Source organism: Pseudomonas sp. RIT-PI-r, from assembly GCF_001297015.1.
GTDB lineage: Bacteria > Pseudomonadota > Gammaproteobacteria > Pseudomonadales > Pseudomonadaceae > Aquipseudomonas.
Window position 1 is genome coordinate 40,786 of sequence record NZ_LIGE01000037.1, and the last position, 16,901, is coordinate 57,686.

The following is a 16,901-nucleotide window of genomic DNA, read 5'->3' on the forward strand; positions in this document are numbered from 1 at the left end:
GCGCTGGCAGTCAACAGCGAGCAGATCGGCTCGGTGCTGGAAGTGATCCGCAGCATCGCCGAACAAACCAACCTGCTGGCCCTCAACGCCGCCATCGAAGCGGCCCGCGCCGGTGAGAGCGGCCGTGGTTTTGCCGTGGTCGCCGACGAAGTACGCAACCTCGCCAAGCGCACGCAGGATTCGGTGGAAGAAATTCGCGTGGTGATCGAACGGATTCAGACCGGCACCCGTGGCGTGGTCGCGACCATGCATTCGAGCCAGACCCAGGCGCACAACAACGCCGGGCAGATTCGTCAGGCCGTCGATGCACTGGGCAAGATCAGCGATGCGGTGACGGTGATCAGCGACATGAACTTGCAGATTGCCAGCGCAGCCGAACAGCAAAGTGCGGTGGCTGAAGAAGTGAATCGCAACGTGTCGGCGATCCGTACCGTCACCGAGACGCTGACCGGGCAAGCCACCGAATCAGCGGCGATCAGCAGCCAGCTCAATGCTTTGGCCAGTCAGCAGATGAAATTGATGGATCAGTTCCGGGTCTGACGCGTCATTCAATCCACCACAAAAACGTGTGGGAGCTGGCTTGCCAGCGATGGCGGCACATCAGTTAGTACATTGTTGACTGACACTCCGCTATCGCTGGCAAGCCAGCTCCCACAGGGTCAAGTTGCAACCCTGCAATCGGGGATTTCATCTGACTCGGGATTGTTTTGCACTATCATCGCCCTCTCGCTCCGGAGGGCCTTCGATGACTGATTTACTCACGTCCATTCAAGCCGCACTCGGCTTGCCGCATACGCCGATCCCGTTCACCGACCGTGGCGCCCTGCCCTCGGCGTTCGCCGTCACCGAGCTTGCCTGCGCCAGCATCGCCGCTGCCGGTCAGGCCGTCAGCGAATTGCTCCGGCAGCAAACCGGCCAGCGACCTGCCGTTGAAGTCGATCGTCGATTGGCCTCGTCCTGGTTCGCCACGTCGATCCGACCGATTGGCTGGCAAGTCCCGCCACTGTGGGATCCAGTCGCTGGCGATTATCAGACCCGCGACGGCTGGATCCGCCTGCACACCAACGCCCCGCATCACCGCGCCGCCGCTGAACGCGTGCTCGGTGCCTGCGCCGACCGGGCCGCGATGGCGGCAAAAGTCGCGCGATGGGCGAGTACAGATCTGGAGCAAGCGGTGGTCGAAGCCAAGGGTTGCGCCGCAGAGATGCGCAACTGGGCGCAGTGGCAGAAGCATCCGCAGGGGCAGGCAGTGAATGCCGAACCGCTGGTGCATTTCCTCGATTCGCAAGATGAACGCAACCAAACCTGGCAAGGCTCGGTGGCGCAACCGTTGGCCGGGATCAAGGTATTGGATTTGACGCGCGTGCTCGCAGGCCCCACCGCCAGCCGTTTTCTCGCCGGCCTTGGCGCCGATGTATTGCGCATCGACTCACCGACCTGGAACGAGCCCGGTGTCGTCCCGGAAATGACCCTCGGCAAACGCTGCGCACGTCTTGATCTGCATGACCCGGCGGATCGCTCGGTGTTTGAAGGTTTGCTGAAAGACGCCGACATTCTGCTGCACGGTTACCGCGCCGATGCACTGGAGAATCTCGGTTTCGGCGTTGAGCGCCGTCGTCAGCTCGCACCCGGCCTGATTGATGCGGCCCTCAACGCCTACGGGTGGAGCGGTCCATGGCAGAACCGCCGGGGTTTCGACAGTCTGGTGCAGATGAGCAGCGGCATCGCCGAGGCCGGGATGCGCGGGAAGCAGACCGATAAGCCGACGCCGTTGCCGGTGCAGGCGCTGGATCATGCGACCGGGTATTTGATGGCGGCGAGTGCGCTCCGACTGTTGACCGAGCGTTTGAACACGCGTCGCGGTGGATCGGCGCGGTTGTCACTGGCACGCACGGCGAAACTGTTGATCGAGCATGGATCCGGGATAACTGAAGCGCTGCGCGCCGAGGATGAACAGGATCAAGGTTTGCTGGTGGAGCAGACCCCATGGGGCCCGGCGCATCGCTTGCAGGTGCCGGTGAAGATCAGCGGCACACCGATCCAGTGGGCGTTGCCGGCTACAGAACTGGGTTCACATCACCCCCGGTGGTGAATCCAGAATCGCTATCGCGAGCAGGCTCACTCCTACATTCAACCGTGTTCCATCAGTAGAAATGCGGTCAACTGTAGGAGTGAGCCTGCTCGCGATGAGGCCTCAATTGACCAAGCAACATCGGATCAGTCTGCTCTGCTCAAAGATGTCCACAAAAGCTGCGCCGCATACCCTCGAAAAGGTCGCCAGGCCTCGGTCCGCAACGACAATTCCGGCGCTGTCGGCCGCTCACCTTCCAGCACCTCCAACGCCCGCATCAACCCGACATCCCCGCTCGGAAAGCCATCCAGATCGCGCAACTGCCGCAACGCAATGTACTGCGCCGTCCACTCGCCAACCCCGTGCAACGCCAACAACCGCGCCGCCGGATCAGGAAAATCCAGCTCCACCTCTAGCGCATCTCCCGCGCCGTTCCAGATCGAAACCGATCCATGCAACCCTTTCAACCCGATGCTGCGCGAGTACACGCCATCCACCACGGTCTCCATCCCGACCACCGCCCGCGCCGCGAGAAACCCCAACATCGCCTCCCAGTCATACGGCGGCGCATACGCAAGCGACAACCTCACAACGACAGCACACCACTGTACAAGCCATACGCCGCCAGCCCCGCACCGATGACCACGCAGGTGAAAATGCCTTTCTCGACATGGGTAAACAACGGCTCACCCTGTTCATGTTTAGCCTTGGCAAACAGGATCACCCCCGGCGCATAGAGCAACGCCGACAGCAGCAGATACTTCACCCCGCCGGCATACAACAACCACACCGCGTAACCGAGGGCAATGCCGCCGATCAGCAGATCCTTGGTGCGTTCGGCCGAGGCGTGTTCATAGGTTTCGCCGCGCCCGCTGAGCAGCACCGCATACGCCGCCGACCACAGGTACGGCACCAGAATCATCGACGACGCCAGGTAAATCAGGCTGGTGTAAGTGCCCGCCGAAAACAGCGTGATCAACAGGAAAATCTGGATCATCGCGTTGGTCAGCCACAGGGCGTTGACCGGCACATGGTTCTTGTTTTCCTTTTTCAGGAACGCCGGCATGGTTTTGTCCTTCGCCGTGGCGAAGAGAATTTCCGCGCAGAGCAATGCCCACGACAACAACGCACCGAGCAGTGAAATCGCCAGACCGATGCTGATCAAAAGCGCGCCCCACGGCCCGACAATGTGTTCGAGTACCGCCGCCAGCGACGGGTTCTGCAAATTCGCCAGTTCCGGCTGGCTCATGATCCCCAACGACAACACATTGACCAGCACCAGCAGCGCCAGCACGCCGATAAAACCAATCACCGTGGCGCGACCGACGTCGCTGCGCTTTTCCGCCCGCGCCGAGTACACGCTGGCGCCTTCGATGCCGATGAACACGAACACCGTAACCAGCATCATGTTGCGCACCTGATCCATCACCCCGCCGAAATTCGGGTTGCTGGTGCCCCAGATATCGCGGGTAAAAATGTCAGCCTTGAAGGCGACGGCAGCGATGACGATGAACATGATCAGCGGCACCACTTTGGCCACCGTGGTCAGTTGATTGATCAGCGCCGCTTCCTTGATCCCGCGCATCACCAGAAAATGCACGGCCCACAGCAGCACCGACGCGCAGCCGATGGCGATTGGCGTATTGCCTTGCCCGAACACCGGAAAGAAGTAACCGAGGGTGCTGAACAGCAGCACGAAATAGCCGACATTGCCCAGCCAGGCACTGATCCAGTAACCCCAGGCGGACGAGAAACCCATGTAGTCGCCAAACCCGGCCTTGGCGTAAGCGTAGACACCCGAGTCCAGCTCCGGCTTGCGGTTGGCCAGCGTCTGAAACACGAACGCCAGGGTCAGCATGCCAATCGCAGTGATCCCCCATCCGATCAGAATCGCCCCGGCATCGGCGCGCGCCGCCATGTTCTGCGGCAGCGAAAAAATCCCTCCGCCAATCATCGAACCCACCACCAGGGCGATCAAGGCGCCTAATCGCAGCTTTTGCGTCGGTTGCGACATTTCAGTTTCCCTTTGAAGTGTGGTGAGCATGCATTTGTAACAACTATTAACTAAACGGATAAAGGTAGATGACGTTTATCAGGTAACGCCAATTAACGCCTGTTTATATATAGCGGATGACGCTAACGCCTAGCACGCTCAGACAGTTTTGTGCGCTGATCCTGATAAATCAATTCTGTACTGAAAACAGAGGCTGAAAATTTGCCAAACGCTGAAAAAGAACTAGCGTGATAATTCAAAAGTAATAATAGCCATTCCCAAAGATGTAGCCACAACGCCTCTAGGACGGGCCTTGCGGGCAGGATATTTATGCCTTCAGCCGAAGCCTAAGTCATTCATTAACAATGGAATGTGACCATGCACTGATCTAAGTCAGCTGTTTGAACAGACAACAGAACTACGCTGTGATCTCTTCTCTCCTGCAATGGAGTCATGCAATGTCTGAAGCTCCCGGAAAACTACGACTCGGTGCACTGGTTGCGTTGGTAGTCGGTTCAATGATCGGTGGCGGGATATTCTCTTTGCCACAAAACATGGCCGCCAGCGCCGACGTCGGCGCGGTACTGATCGGTTGGGCCATCACCGCTGTCGGCATGCTCACCCTCGCTTTTGTCTTTCAAACCCTGGCCAATCGAAAGCCTGACCTGGACGGCGGTGTCTACGCCTATGCCAAGGCCGGTTTTGGCGATTACATGGGTTTCTCGTCCGCCTGGGGTTACTGGATCAGTGCCTGGCTGGGCAACGTCGGTTACTTCGTTCTGCTGTTCAGTACCCTCGGCTACTTCTTCCCGATTTTCGGTGAGGGCAATACTGTCGCGGCCGTGATTGGCGCCTCGGTGCTGCTGTGGGCCGTGCACTTTCTGGTGCTGCGCGGGATCAAGGAAGCGGCGTTCATCAACCTGGTGACCACGGTCGCCAAGGTCGTGCCGCTGCTGCTGTTTGTGCTGATCGCGGTGTTCGCTTTCAAACTGGACATCTTCACCGCCGACATCTGGGGCATCAAAAATCCGGATCTGGGCAGTGTGATGAACCAGGTGCGCAACATGATGCTGGTCACCGTCTGGGTGTTCATCGGCATCGAGGGCGCGAGCATCTTCTCGGCCCGCGCGGAAAAACGCTCGGACGTTGGTAAAGCCACCGTGATCGGTTTCATCACCGTGCTGCTGTTCCTGGTGCTGGTCAACGTGCTGTCGCTGGGCATCATGACTCAGCCGGAACTGGCGAAACTGCAGAACCCGTCGATGGCCGCCGTGCTTGAGCATGTGGTCGGTCACTGGGGCGCGGTGCTGATCAGTGTCGGTCTGATCATCTCGTTGTTGGGTGCGCTGCTGTCGTGGGTGCTGCTGTGTGCGGAGATCATGTTCGCCGCCGCCAAAGACCACACCATGCCGGAGTTTCTGCGCAAGGAAAACGCCAACCACGTACCGGTCAACGCCCTGTGGCTGACCAACGCGATGGTGCAGATTTTCCTGATCATCACGCTGTTCTCGGCCAGTACTTACCTGTCGCTGATCTACCTCGCCACCTCGATGATTCTGGTGCCGTACCTGTGGTCGGCGGCCTACGCCCTGCTGCTGGCGGTGCGCGGCGAAAGCTACGAAGGCTTTGCGGCCGAACGGCGCAAGGATCTGATTATCGGCGGCATCGCGCTGATCTACGCGGTGTGGCTGCTGTATGCCGGCGGGGTCAAGTATCTGCTGCTCTCGGCCCTGCTCTACGCACCTGGCGCGATCCTGTTCGCCAAAGCCAAGCTGGAACTCAAACAACCGATTTTCACTAACGTCGAGAAGCTGATTTTCGCCGCAGTGGTCGTGGGCGCCCTGGTGGCTGCCTACGGTCTCTACGACGGCTTCCTGACTCTGTAATCCCTGATTGATTTGTTATCTGGAGGATCTGAAATGACCACGGAAAAAGTTAAGTACGGCGTACATTCCGAAGCCGGCAAACTGCGCAAAGTCATGGTGTGCTCCCCAGGTCTGGCCCATCAGCGGCTGACCCCGAACAACTGCGACGAGCTGCTGTTCGATGACGTGCTCTGGGTGGCCCAGGCCAAGCGCGACCACTTCGACTTCGTCACCAAGATGCGCGAGCGCGGCATCGATGTGCTGGAAATGCACAACCTGCTGACCGACATCGTCGCCATCCCTGAGGCGCTGGACTGGATTCTCGAGCGCAAGGTCACCGCCGACTCGGTGGGCCTGGGCCTGATCAACGAAGTCAAATCCTGGCTGAAAAGCCTTGAGCCACGGCACATCGCCGAATTCCTGATTGGCGGCGTCTCCGCCGATGATCTGCCGGACAGCTTCGGTGGCAAGACCATCCAGATGTTCCGCGACTTCCTCGGCCACTCCAGCTTCATTCTGCCGCCGCTGCCGAACACTCAGTTCACCCGTGACACCACCTGCTGGATCTACGGTGGCGTGACGCTGAACCCGATGTACTGGCCAGCGCGTCGTCAGGAAACTCTGCTGACCACCGCTATCTACAAATTCCACCCGCAGTTCACCAACGCCGAATTTGAAATCTGGTACGGCGACCCGGACAAGGATCACGGCAGCTCCACCCTTGAGGGCGGCGACGTCATGCCAATCGGCAACGGCGTGGTGTTGATCGGCATGGGCGAACGCTCATCGCGTCAGGCCATCGGCCAACTGGCGTTGAACCTGTTCAAGAACAAAGCCGTGGAAAAAGTCATCGTTGCCGGCCTGCCGAAATCCCGCGCGGCGATGCACCTCGACACCGTGTTCAGCTTCTGCGACCGCGACCTGGTGACGATTTTCCCGGAAGTGGTCAACCAGATCGTCGCCTTCACCCTGCGCCCTGACGAAAGCAAACAGGGCGGCATCGACATCCGCCGCGAAGAAGGCACCTTCCTCGACACCGTGGCCAAAGCCCTCAACCTGCCGAAACTGCGAGTGGTGGAAACCGGCGGCAACAGCTTCGCCGCCGAACGCGAGCAATGGGACGACGGCAACAACGTGGTGGCCGTGGAACCGGGTGTGGTCATCGGCTACGACCGCAACACCTACACCAACACCCTGCTGCGCAAAGCAGGAGTGGAAGTCATCACCATTAGCGCCGGTGAACTGGGCCGAGGCCGTGGCGGTGGCCACTGCATGACCTGCCCGATCATCCGCGACCCTATCGATTACTAAACCTCTGAGCCCTGGCCGGCACTTACAACGTGCGGCCAGGGGGATAACCGACACCGAAGGAGATCCATCATGGCTTTTAACATTCACAACCGTAACCTGCTCAGCCTGGAACACCACACCCCACGTGAGCTGCGTTACCTGCTCGACCTGTCCCGCGACCTCAAACGCGCCAAATACACTGGCACCGAGCAGCAACACCTGAAGGGCAACAACATCGCCCTGATCTTCGAAAAAACCTCGACCCGCACCCGTTGCGCGTTCGAAGTGGCGGCGTATGACCAAGGCGCCAACGTCACCTACATCGACCCGAACTCGTCGCAGATCGGCCACAAAGAAAGCATGAAAGACACCGCCCGCGTGCTCGGTCGCATGTACGACGCTATCGAGTACCGTGGCTTCAAACAGGAAATTGTCGAAGAGCTGGCCAAGTTCGCCGGCGTACCAGTGTTCAACGGTCTGACCGATGAATATCACCCGACGCAAATGATCGCCGACGTGCTGACCATGCGTGAACACGCCGACAAGCCGATCCATGAAATCAGCTACGCCTACCTCGGCGATGCGCGCAACAACATGGGCAACTCGTTGCTGCTGGTCGGCGCCAAACTCGGCATGGACGTGCGCATCTGCGCGCCGAAAGCGCTGTGGCCACTGGATGATCTGGTCGAGCGTTGCCACAAATATGCCGAAGAAAGCGGCGCACGCATCACCCTGACCGAAGACCCGAAAGCGGCGGTCAAAGGCGTCGACTTCATCCACACCGACGTTTGGGTGTCGATGGGCGAGCCGGTTGAAGCGTGGGCCGAGCGTATCCAGCAACTGCTGCCGTACCAGGTCAACGCCGAGCTGATGAAAGCCTCCGGCAACCCGCGCACCAAGTTCATGCACTGCCTGCCGGCGTTCCACAACAGCGATACCAAAGTCGGCAAGCAAATCGCCGAACAGTATCCGCACCTGAAAAACGGCATCGAAGTGACCGACGACGTGTTCGAGTCCCCAGCCTGCATCGCCTTCGAGCAAGCGGAAAACCGCATGCACACGATCAAGGCGATTCTGGTCTCGACCCTGGCTGATCTGTAACCACTGCTTATCCATGATCGTTCCCACGCTCCCGCGTGGGAATGCATCCCGTGACGCTCTGCGTCACAGCGGACGCGGAGCGTCCGTGGCGGCATTCCCACGCAGAGCGTGGGAACGATCACTACGAAAAGGACATGCACCATGCGTATCGTCGTAGCTCTGGGCGGTAACGCCCTGCTCCGCCGTGGTGAACCGATGACCGCTGACAATCAGCGCGCCAACATCCGCATCGCCACCGAGCAAATCGCCAAGATCCATCCCGGCAACCAACTGGTCATCGCCCACGGCAATGGCCCGCAAGTCGGCCTGCTGTCGCTGCAAGCGGCGGCCTACACGTCCGTCACCCCTTACCCGCTGGACGTGCTCGGTGCCGAAACCGAAGGCATGATCGGTTACATCATCGAACAGGAATTGGGCAACCTGCTCGACTTCGAAGTGCCGTTCGCCACCCTGCTCACTCAGGTCGAAGTAGACGCCAAAGATCCGGCCTTCCAAAACCCGACCAAACCCATCGGCCCGGTCTACGACAAGGCCGAAGCAGAAAAACTCGCCGCTGAAAAAGGCTGGGCGATTGCCCCGGACGGCGACAAGTTCCGCCGCGTGGTCGCCAGCCCACGACCAAAACGCATCTTCGAAATCCGCCCGATCAAGTGGCTGCTGGACAAGGGCAGCATCGTGATTTGCGCCGGTGGCGGCGGGATTCCGACCATGTACGACGAGAACCGTAATCTCAAGGGTATCGAGGCGGTGATCGACAAGGACCTGTGCTCGTCGCTGCTCGCCGAGCAACTGGAAGCCGACCTGCTGGTGATCGCCACGGACGTCAACGCGGCGTTCATCGATTACGGCAAACCGACGCAGAAAGCCATTGCCGAAGCGCACCCGGATGAACTCGAACGCCTCGGCTTCGCCGCCGGTTCCATGGGGCCGAAGGTGCAGGCCGCCTGCGAATTCGCCCGCCATACTGGCAAGGTTGCGGTGATCGGTTCGCTGGCGGACATTGAAGCCATCGTCCAGGGCACTGCCGGTACGCGTGTGACCACCGCGAAGCCGGGCATCACTTACCGATAATTAGAAACTCCGGGGGCAGACCGAGGGTCTGCCCTTCTCCCATGCCTTGAAAGGAGAAAACCATGGCCCAGTTTGAACCCGGTCATTTGCACATCGAGCGACATGCGTTGACCGACGATGACGTCAATTACAACGTGCATCTCGACTATGAAGTGTTCACCGATCCGCAGAAAGGCAAAGGGATACAGTTCACGCTGCATGGCAGCATGCAGGGCAAGGACATGAAGGAAGTGTTTTTCCTGCCCAAGGAAGAGGCTTACAACTTCGCCCGCGACGTGACCCGCATCGCCGAGAAGTACGGGATTCCCAAGGCTCACAGCCAGATCGGTTCGGTGCACAAGCATTACGATTTGATGTTTGAAGACATTCGGCAGAAGTTGAATATGCAATCCGGGGATCCGGTCAATCCCGAGCATTTCGAGTAAACCGCAAAAGCCCCTCACCCTAGCCCTCTCCCGGAGGGAGAGGGGACTGATCGGGGGATGCTTCAGAGTTACGCCGACTTGATCCTGCATCACTGAATCCATAATCGCCTCGATTTTTCAGGTCGACGTGTAGCGCCAGACACCTCGCTCGGCCCCCTCTCCCTCCGGGAGAGGGCTGGGGTGAGGGTGCTTTTGCTTTCACCTCTCTCCAAGCCCAAGGCATACTTGCCACCCTCCGCTCTGCAGATCACTGAATCGCCCCATGCGTATCCACGTCAGCTTCATCGACCGCGTCGGCATCACCCAGGAAGTCCTGGCTATCCTCGGTGGGCGCAACCTCAATCTGGATGCGGTGGAGATGATCCCGCCGAACGTCTACATCGACGCGCCGACCCTGAGCCCGCAAGTGCTCGAAGAACTGAAAGATGCCCTGTTCCGTGTGCTCGGCGTTGTAGCAGTGACGGTGGTCGACATCCTCCCCGGCCAGCGTCGGCACTTGCAGCTCGACGCGTTACTGGCGGCGATGACCGACCCGGTGTTGGCCCTCGACAGCGCCGGCAAAGTGTTGCTGGCCAACCCGGCGTTGATCGCGCTTTACGGTCGCGAGCCGGCGGGTGAAAGCGTCGCTGAACTGTTCAACGATCCGGCCCTGCTCGACACCTTGCTCGAACACGGCTTCCGTTTGCCGCTGCGCGAAATCACCGTCAACGGTCAGACCTTGTTGCTCGACGCCACGCCGATCACCGACGCTGGCGCGCTATTGACCTTGTATCAACCGAACCGCATCGGCGAACAACTCTCGGCACTGCACCACGACCATGCCGAAGGCTTCGATGCACTGCTTGGCGAATCCCCGGCGATCCGCACCCTCAAGGCCCGCGCGCAGCGTGTAGCAGCCCTCGATGCACCGCTGCTGATTCAAGGCGAAACCGGCACCGGTAAAGAACTGGTTGCCCGTGCCTGCCACGCGATCAGCACTCGGCACAGTGCACCGTTTCTCGCCCTGAACTGCGCCGCGCTGCCGGAGAACCTCGCCGAAAGCGAACTGTTCGGCTACGCCCCCGGCGCCTTCACGGGAGCAGCGCGCGGCGGCAAACCGGGGCTGATGGAACTGGCCAACCAGGGCACGGTGTTTCTCGATGAGATCGGCGAGATGTCGCCGTATTTGCAGGCCAAGTTGCTGCGTTTCTTGAACGACGGCAGCTTCCGCCGCGTCGGCGGTGATCGCGAAGTGAAGGTCAACGTGCGCATCCTCAGCGCGACCCACCGCGATCTGGAAAAAATGGTCAGCGAAGGCTTGTTCCGCGAAGACCTGTTCTATCGCCTCAACGTGCTCAACGTTGAAGTTCCGCCACTGCGTGAACGCGGGCAGGACATTCTGCTGTTGGCACGCTATTTCATGCAGCAGGCTTGCGCGCAGATTCAGCGCCCGGTCTGCCGCCTCGCACCGGGGACTTATCCGGCGCTGCTCGGCAACCGCTGGCCGGGCAACGTACGGCAATTGCAGAACGTGATCTTCCGCGCGGCGGCGATTTGCGAGAGCAGTCTGGTCGATATCGGCGATCTCGATATTGCCGGCACCTCCGTCGCACGGCAGACCGACAGCGACGTCGACAGCCTCGAACAAGCGGTCGAAGCCTTCGAGCGATCGCTGCTGGAAAAACTCTACGTCAGCTACCCCTCGACCCGCCAACTGGCCAGCCGCCTGCAGACTTCGCACACCGCGATCGCCCATCGCCTGCGCAAGTACGGCATTCCCAACAAACCCTGAACACACCGCAAATCCCCTGTAGGAGTGAGCCTGCTCGCGATAGCGGTCTGACATTCAACATTTGCGACGTCTGACACACCGCTATCGCGAGCAGGCTCACTCCTACATTTATTTGTGGCGGATTCAAAATCTGCTCGAAAACGACCTCCACCTGTACTGAAAGCGCTACAGCGGAACGATACCGCTACACCCTCCTCCGGTCACCGCTGTGCAAGGCTTTGATCCCGTTCAGCTTTTATCCTCGCTCCATGCTGTAGCGATTTCGCTACAGAGATGCCTGCCTTCTCGACTTCATAAATATCCAAGCTATTGATTTATAAAGATAAATTAACCTTGGCCGCGTTCTTGCTAATCAACCCCTCATAAAAGAAGGGCTTCCCTGCCCAAGCCTTCCACCGCGTCCACCAGACGAGTCTGGCCCCCTGAGGAGTTTCCATGAGCGAGTTGCGTTTTACTGAAGATCACGAATGGCTGCGCACCGAAGCTGACGGCAGCGTTACTGTCGGCATCACCGCTTTCGCGCAGAACGCCCTGGGCGACGTGGTGTTCGTGCAACTGCCTGAGCTGCAGGCTTACGAAAAAGGCGCAGAAGCCGCCACCGTGGAATCGGTAAAAGCCGCCAGCGGCGTGTACATGCCCCTCGACGGCGAAGTGCTGGCCGTCAACCCGGCGCTGGAAGATGCCCCGGAACTGGTCAACGAAGATCCGCTGGGCGAAGGCTGGTTCTTCCGCTTCCAGCCAAGCGACGCCGCCGCTGTCGGCAAATTGCTCGATCAGGACGCGTACGACCGTCTGATCAAAGCCCAAGCCGAAGCCTGAGGAATACCGACATGAGCCAAATCAACCTCGGCACCGCCAACGAATTCATCGCCCGTCACATCGGCCCGCGCGCCGGTGACGAGCAAGCCATGCTCAACAGCCTCGGCTTCGATTCCCTCGAAGCCCTGAGCGCCAGCGTCATCCCGGAAAGCATCAAGGGCACCAGCGTGCTCGGCCTGGATGACGGCCTCAGCGAAGCCGATGCCCTGGCGATGATCAAATCCATCGCCGGCAAAAATCAGCTGTTCAAGACCTACATCGGCCAGGGCTACTACAACTGCCACACGCCGTCGCCGATCCTGCGCAACCTGCTGGAAAACCCGGCCTGGTACACCGCTTACACCCCGTATCAGCCAGAAATTTCCCAGGGCCGTCTCGAAGCGCTGCTGAACTTCCAGACCCTGATCAGCGACCTCACCGGCCTGCCGATCGCCAACGCATCCTTGCTCGACGAAGCCACCGCCGCTGCCGAAGCCATGACCTTCTGCAAACGCCTGAGCAAGAACAAGGGCAGCCACCAATTCTTCGCCTCGATCCACAGCCACCCGCAAACCCTCGACGTGCTGCGCACCCGTGCCGAGCCGCTGGGCATTGACGTGGTCGTCGGCGACGAGCGTGAACTTACCGACGTGACGCCGTTCTTCGGCGCGCTGCTGCAATACCCGGCAGCGAACGGTGACGTGTTCGACTACCGCGAACTGACCGAACGCTTCCACGCCGCCAACGCCTTGGTCGCCGTCGCCGCTGACCTGCTGGCCCTGACCTTGCTGACCGCGCCGGGCGAGTTCGGTGCGGACGTCGCCATCGGTTCGGCACAACGCTTCGGCGTGCCGCTGGGCTTCGGTGGCCCGCACGCCGCTTACTTCTCCACCAAAGATGCGTTCAAGCGCGACATGCCGGGCCGTCTGGTCGGCGTGTCGGTTGACCGTTTCGGCAAGCCGGCCCTGCGTCTGGCGATGCAGACCCGCGAGCAACACATCCGCCGCGAGAAGGCCACGTCGAACATCTGCACCGCGCAGGTGCTGCTGGCCAACATCGCCAGCATGTACGCCGTCTACCACGGCCCGAAAGGCCTGACGCAGATCGCCAACCGCGTGCATCACCTGACCGCGATTCTGGCCAAGGGCCTGACCGCGCTGGGCGCTAGCGTCGAACAAGCCAGCTTCTTCGACACCCTGACCGTGGCCACCGGCGCGCAAACTGCCGCGCTGCACGACAAGGCGCACGCTGCGCAGATCAACCTGCGCGTGATCGACGCTCAGCGCCTGGGCCTGTCGGTCGATGAAACCACCACCCAGGCGGACATCGAAACCCTGTGGGGCCTGTTCGCCGACGGCAAGACCCTGCCGGACTTCGCCGCCCTCGCCGCTTCGGTTCAAAGCACTATCCCTGCTTCGCTGGTACGCCAGTCGCCAATCCTCAGCCACCCGGTGTTCAACCGTTATCACTCGGAAACCGAGCTGATGCGCTACCTGCGCAAACTGGCCGACAAGGATCTGGCGCTGGATCGCACCATGATCCCGCTGGGCTCGTGCACCATGAAACTCAACGCCGCCAGCGAAATGATCCCGGTGACCTGGGCTGAATTCGGCGCTTTGCACCCGTTCGCCCCGGCCGCACAGAGCGCCGGTTATCAGCAACTGACCGACGAACTGGAAGCGATGCTCTGCGCCGCCACCGGTTACGACGCGATCTCGCTGCAACCGAACGCCGGTTCGCAAGGTGAATACGCTGGCCTGCTGGCGATTCGTGCTTATCACCAGAGCCGTGGCGATGAACGCCGCGACATCTGCCTGATCCCGTCGTCCGCCCACGGCACCAACCCGGCCACCGCCAACATGGCTGGCATGCGCGTTGTCGTGACTGCGTGCGATGCCCGCGGCAACGTCGACATCGAAGACCTGCGCGCCAAAGCCATCGAGCACCGCGAACACCTCGCCGCGCTGATGATCACTTATCCGTCGACCCACGGCGTGTTCGAAGAAGGCATCCGCGAAATCTGCGGGATCATTCATGACAACGGCGGCCAGGTGTACATCGACGGCGCCAACATGAACGCGATGGTCGGCCTCTGCGCACCGGGCAAGTTCGGCGGCGATGTCTCCCACCTGAACCTGCACAAAACGTTCTGCATCCCGCACGGCGGTGGCGGCCCGGGCGTCGGCCCGATTGGCGTCAAGTCGCACCTGACGCCGTTCCTGCCTGGCCACGGCCAGATGCAACGCAAGGAAGGCGCGGTCTGCGCGGCACCGTTCGGCAGCGCGAGCATTCTGCCGATCACCTGGATGTACATTCGCATGATGGGCGGCGCCGGTTTGAAGCGCGCTTCGCAGCTGGCGATCCTCAATGCCAACTACATTTCCCGTCGCCTCGAAGAGCACTACCCAGTGCTGTACACCGGCAGCAACGGCCTGGTGGCGCACGAGTGCATCCTCGATCTGCGTCCGTTGAAAGACAGCAGCGGCATCAGCGTTGATGACGTCGCCAAGCGCCTGATCGACTTCGGCTTCCACGCCCCGACCATGTCGTTCCCGGTCGCCGGCACGCTGATGATCGAGCCGACCGAAAGTGAATCCAAAGAAGAACTGGATCGCTTCTGCGACGCCATGATCCGCATCCGCGAAGAAATCCGCGCGGTGGAAAACGGCACGCTGGACAAGGACGACAACCCACTGAAAAACGCTCCGCATACTGCGGCGGAACTGGTTGGCGAGTGGACTCACCCGTACAGCCGCGAGCAGGCCGTTTACCCGGTAGCGTCGCTGATCGAAGGCAAATACTGGCCACCGGTCGGTCGCGTCGACAACGTCTTCGGTGATCGCAACCTGGTGTGCGCCTGCCCGTCGATCGAAAGCTACGCTTAAACGAATGAGGGGCGTTTTAATCGCCCCGATTTCTGCAACACCACAGATCCCCCTGTGGGAGCGAGCCTGCTCGCGAAAGCGTAGTGTCAGTTAATGAAAGGTTGTCTGACCCAGCGCTTTCGCGAGCAGGCTCGCTCCCACAAGGGATCTGCGACCGATTTCGGACTTCCGCCAATTCCCATAACAAGAAACCGGAGAACCACTCATGTCGTTAAGCGTGTTCGACCTGTTCAAGATTGGCATCGGCCCTTCCAGTTCCCATACCGTCGGCCCGATGCGCGCTGCTGCGCGTTTCGCCGAAGGTTTACGCCGTGAAAATCTGCTAACGGCCACCGCCAGCGTTCGCGTCGAGCTCTACGGTTCCCTCGGTGCCACCGGTAAAGGTCACGGCAGCGACAAAGCCGTGCTGCTCGGCCTCGAAGGCGAACATCCGGACACCGTCGATACCGAAACCGTCGCTGCACGCCTGCAAGAAATTCGCGGCAACGGCCGCTTGAACCTGCTCGGTGAACACAGCATTGCGTTCAACGAGAAAGAACATCTGGCAATGATCCGCAAGCCGTTGGCCTATCACCCCAACGGCATGATCTTTCGCGCCTTTGATGCGGCGGGAATACAAATCCGCAGCCGCGAGTACTACTCGGTCGGCGGTGGCTTTGTTGTCGACGAGGACGCGGCCGGTGCCGATCGCATCGTCGAAGACGCCACACCGCTGACCTTCCCGTTCAAAAGTGCCAAGGACTTGCTCGGTCACTGCGCCACTTATGGCCTGTCGATCAGTCAAGTGATGCTGACCAACGAAAGCGCCTGGCGCCCTGAGGCGGAAACCCGCGCTGGCCTGCTGAACATCTGGCAAGTGATGCAGGATTGCGTCGCTGCGGGTTGTCGTAACGAAGGCATTCTGCCCGGTGGCTTGAAGGTCAAACGCCGCGCGGCGGCATTGCACCGGCAGTTGTGCAAGAACCCGGAATCAGCATTGCGCGATCCGTTGTCGGTGCTCGACTGGGTCAACCTGTACGCCTTGGCAGTGAATGAAGAAAACGCCAACGGTGGCCGCGTGGTCACCGCGCCAACCAACGGCGCGGCCGGGATCATTCCGGCAGTGCTGCATTACTACATGCGCTTTATCCCCGGCGCGAATGACGACGGCGTCGTGCGGTTTCTGCTGACCGCTGCGGCCATCGGCATTCTCTACAAGGAGAACGCCTCGATCTCAGGCGCCGAAGTCGGCTGCCAGGGTGAAGTTGGCGTTGCCTGTTCGATGGCGGCCGGCGCGTTATGTGAGGTGCTCGGCGGCAGTGTTCAGCAAGTCGAGAACGCGGCGGAAATCGGCATGGAACACAACCTCGGCCTGACCTGCGATCCGATTGGCGGGCTGGTGCAGGTGCCGTGCATCGAGCGCAATGCGATGGGTTCGGTGAAAGCCATCAACGCGGTGCGCATGGCCATGCGCGGCGACGGCCAGCATTTCGTCTCCCTCGACAAAGTCATCCGCACCATGCGCCAGACCGGCGCCGACATGAAAAGCAAATACAAAGAGACCGCCCGCGGCGGTCTGGCGGTCAACATTATCGAATGCTGATCGCGAAATTGACCACCTCTTCCTCAGGGAGAAAAACGTAATTAGCCCC

12 protein-coding genes and 1 pseudogene are annotated in these 16,901 nt (G+C 60.4%); 11 read left to right on the plus strand and 2 right to left on the minus strand.

What is annotated here, in order from left to right; all coding sequences use genetic code 11:
* Positions 1-9 precede the first annotated feature (9 nt).
* Both AK821_RS31450 and AK821_RS22375 read left to right on the plus strand, forming a co-directional pair.
* Positions 10-540 (plus strand): annotated as a pseudogene (locus tag AK821_RS31450) (methyl-accepting chemotaxis protein); the annotation flags it as partial.
* A gap of 205 nt (positions 541-745) precedes the next feature.
* Entirely contained in the window at positions 746-2,092 is a 1,347-nt protein-coding gene (locus AK821_RS22375) for a CoA transferase (protein ID WP_064391744.1), read from the plus strand.
* A 125-nt stretch (positions 2,093-2,217) separates the two neighbouring features.
* Here AK821_RS22375 and AK821_RS22380 read toward each other — a convergent pair whose 3' ends face one another.
* Both AK821_RS22380 and arcD (AK821_RS22385) read right to left on the minus strand, forming a co-directional pair.
* Positions 2,218-2,661, minus strand: coding sequence for an AlkA N-terminal domain-containing protein (locus tag AK821_RS22380; RefSeq protein WP_064391746.1), 444 nt, complete (start codon positions 2,659-2,661; stop codon positions 2,218-2,220).
* The gene (arcD, locus tag AK821_RS22385) at positions 2,658-4,085 is read right to left on the minus strand and encodes an arginine-ornithine antiporter (RefSeq protein WP_064391748.1); all 1,428 of its coding nucleotides are present in this window, start codon (positions 4,083-4,085) and stop codon (positions 2,658-2,660) included. Before arcD (AK821_RS22385) ends, AK821_RS22380 begins: the two co-directional genes overlap by 4 nt.
* A gap of 437 nt (positions 4,086-4,522) precedes the next feature.
* On the opposite strand from arcD (AK821_RS22385), the gene arcD (AK821_RS22390) reads away from it, so the two are divergent.
* The 9 genes from arcD (AK821_RS22390) (at position 4,523) to AK821_RS22430 (ending at position 16,852) form a co-directional block, all read left to right on the plus strand.
* On the plus strand, positions 4,523-5,950 hold the full coding sequence (gene arcD / locus AK821_RS22390; protein ID WP_007908042.1) for an arginine-ornithine antiporter: 1,428 nt from the start codon (positions 4,523-4,525) through the stop codon (positions 5,948-5,950).
* 33 nt (positions 5,951-5,983) lie between these two features.
* Complete coding sequence (gene arcA / locus AK821_RS22395) at positions 5,984-7,240, plus strand: arginine deiminase (protein WP_038366599.1); 1,257 nt, start codon at positions 5,984-5,986, stop codon at positions 7,238-7,240.
* Between the two features lie 69 nt (positions 7,241-7,309).
* Positions 7,310-8,320 carry an ornithine carbamoyltransferase gene (locus AK821_RS22400; RefSeq protein WP_008086805.1) on the plus strand — a complete coding sequence of 337 codons (1,011 nt, stop codon included), beginning with the start codon at positions 7,310-7,312 and terminating at the stop codon, positions 8,318-8,320.
* Positions 8,321-8,461: 141 nt separating this feature from the next.
* Positions 8,462-9,391: a carbamate kinase gene (gene arcC / locus AK821_RS22405; protein ID WP_034153407.1), complete on the plus strand. Its 930-nt coding sequence runs from the start codon at positions 8,462-8,464 to the stop codon at positions 9,389-9,391.
* A gap of 62 nt (positions 9,392-9,453) precedes the next feature.
* The gene (locus AK821_RS22410) at positions 9,454-9,816 is read left to right on the plus strand and encodes a DUF5064 family protein (RefSeq protein ID WP_064391750.1); all 363 of its coding nucleotides are present in this window, start codon (positions 9,454-9,456) and stop codon (positions 9,814-9,816) included.
* Between the two features lie 262 nt (positions 9,817-10,078).
* Complete coding sequence (locus AK821_RS22415) at positions 10,079-11,587, plus strand: sigma-54-dependent transcriptional regulator (protein ID WP_064391753.1); 1,509 nt, start codon at positions 10,079-10,081, stop codon at positions 11,585-11,587.
* Between the two features lie 435 nt (positions 11,588-12,022).
* Entirely contained in the window at positions 12,023-12,406 is a 384-nt protein-coding gene (gcvH, locus tag AK821_RS22420; protein WP_064391754.1) for a glycine cleavage system protein GcvH, read from the plus strand.
* Between the two features lie 11 nt (positions 12,407-12,417).
* Positions 12,418-15,270, plus strand: coding sequence for an aminomethyl-transferring glycine dehydrogenase (gene gcvP, locus AK821_RS22425; protein ID WP_064391756.1), 2,853 nt, complete (start codon positions 12,418-12,420; stop codon positions 15,268-15,270).
* A 205-nt stretch (positions 15,271-15,475) separates the two neighbouring features.
* The gene (locus tag AK821_RS22430) at positions 15,476-16,852 is read left to right on the plus strand and encodes an L-serine ammonia-lyase (RefSeq protein WP_064391759.1); all 1,377 of its coding nucleotides are present in this window, start codon (positions 15,476-15,478) and stop codon (positions 16,850-16,852) included.
* Positions 16,853-16,901 lie beyond the last annotated feature (49 nt).

Bases quoted from the DNA above. Each gene is read 5' to 3' on its own strand.
- arcD (WP_064391748.1), bottom strand. From the start codon at position 4,085: ATGTCGCAACCGACGCAAAAGCTGCGATTAGGCGCCTTGATCGCCCTG.
- AK821_RS22415 (WP_064391753.1), top strand. From the start codon at position 10,079: ATGCGTATCCACGTCAGCTTCATCGACCGCGTCGGCATCACCCAGGAA.
- arcA (WP_038366599.1), top strand. From the start codon at position 5,984: ATGACCACGGAAAAAGTTAAGTACGGCGTACATTCCGAAGCCGGCAAA.
- AK821_RS22430 (WP_064391759.1), top strand. From the start codon at position 15,476: ATGTCGTTAAGCGTGTTCGACCTGTTCAAGATTGGCATCGGCCCTTCC.
- AK821_RS22410 (WP_064391750.1), top strand. From the start codon at position 9,454: ATGGCCCAGTTTGAACCCGGTCATTTGCACATCGAGCGACATGCGTTG.
- arcD (WP_007908042.1), top strand. From the start codon at position 4,523: ATGTCTGAAGCTCCCGGAAAACTACGACTCGGTGCACTGGTTGCGTTG.
- AK821_RS22400 (WP_008086805.1), top strand. From the start codon at position 7,310: ATGGCTTTTAACATTCACAACCGTAACCTGCTCAGCCTGGAACACCAC.
- gcvP (WP_064391756.1), top strand. From the start codon at position 12,418: ATGAGCCAAATCAACCTCGGCACCGCCAACGAATTCATCGCCCGTCAC.
- AK821_RS22375 (WP_064391744.1), top strand. From the start codon at position 746: ATGACTGATTTACTCACGTCCATTCAAGCCGCACTCGGCTTGCCGCAT.
- gcvH (WP_064391754.1), top strand. From the start codon at position 12,023: ATGAGCGAGTTGCGTTTTACTGAAGATCACGAATGGCTGCGCACCGAA.
- arcC (WP_034153407.1), top strand. From the start codon at position 8,462: ATGCGTATCGTCGTAGCTCTGGGCGGTAACGCCCTGCTCCGCCGTGGT.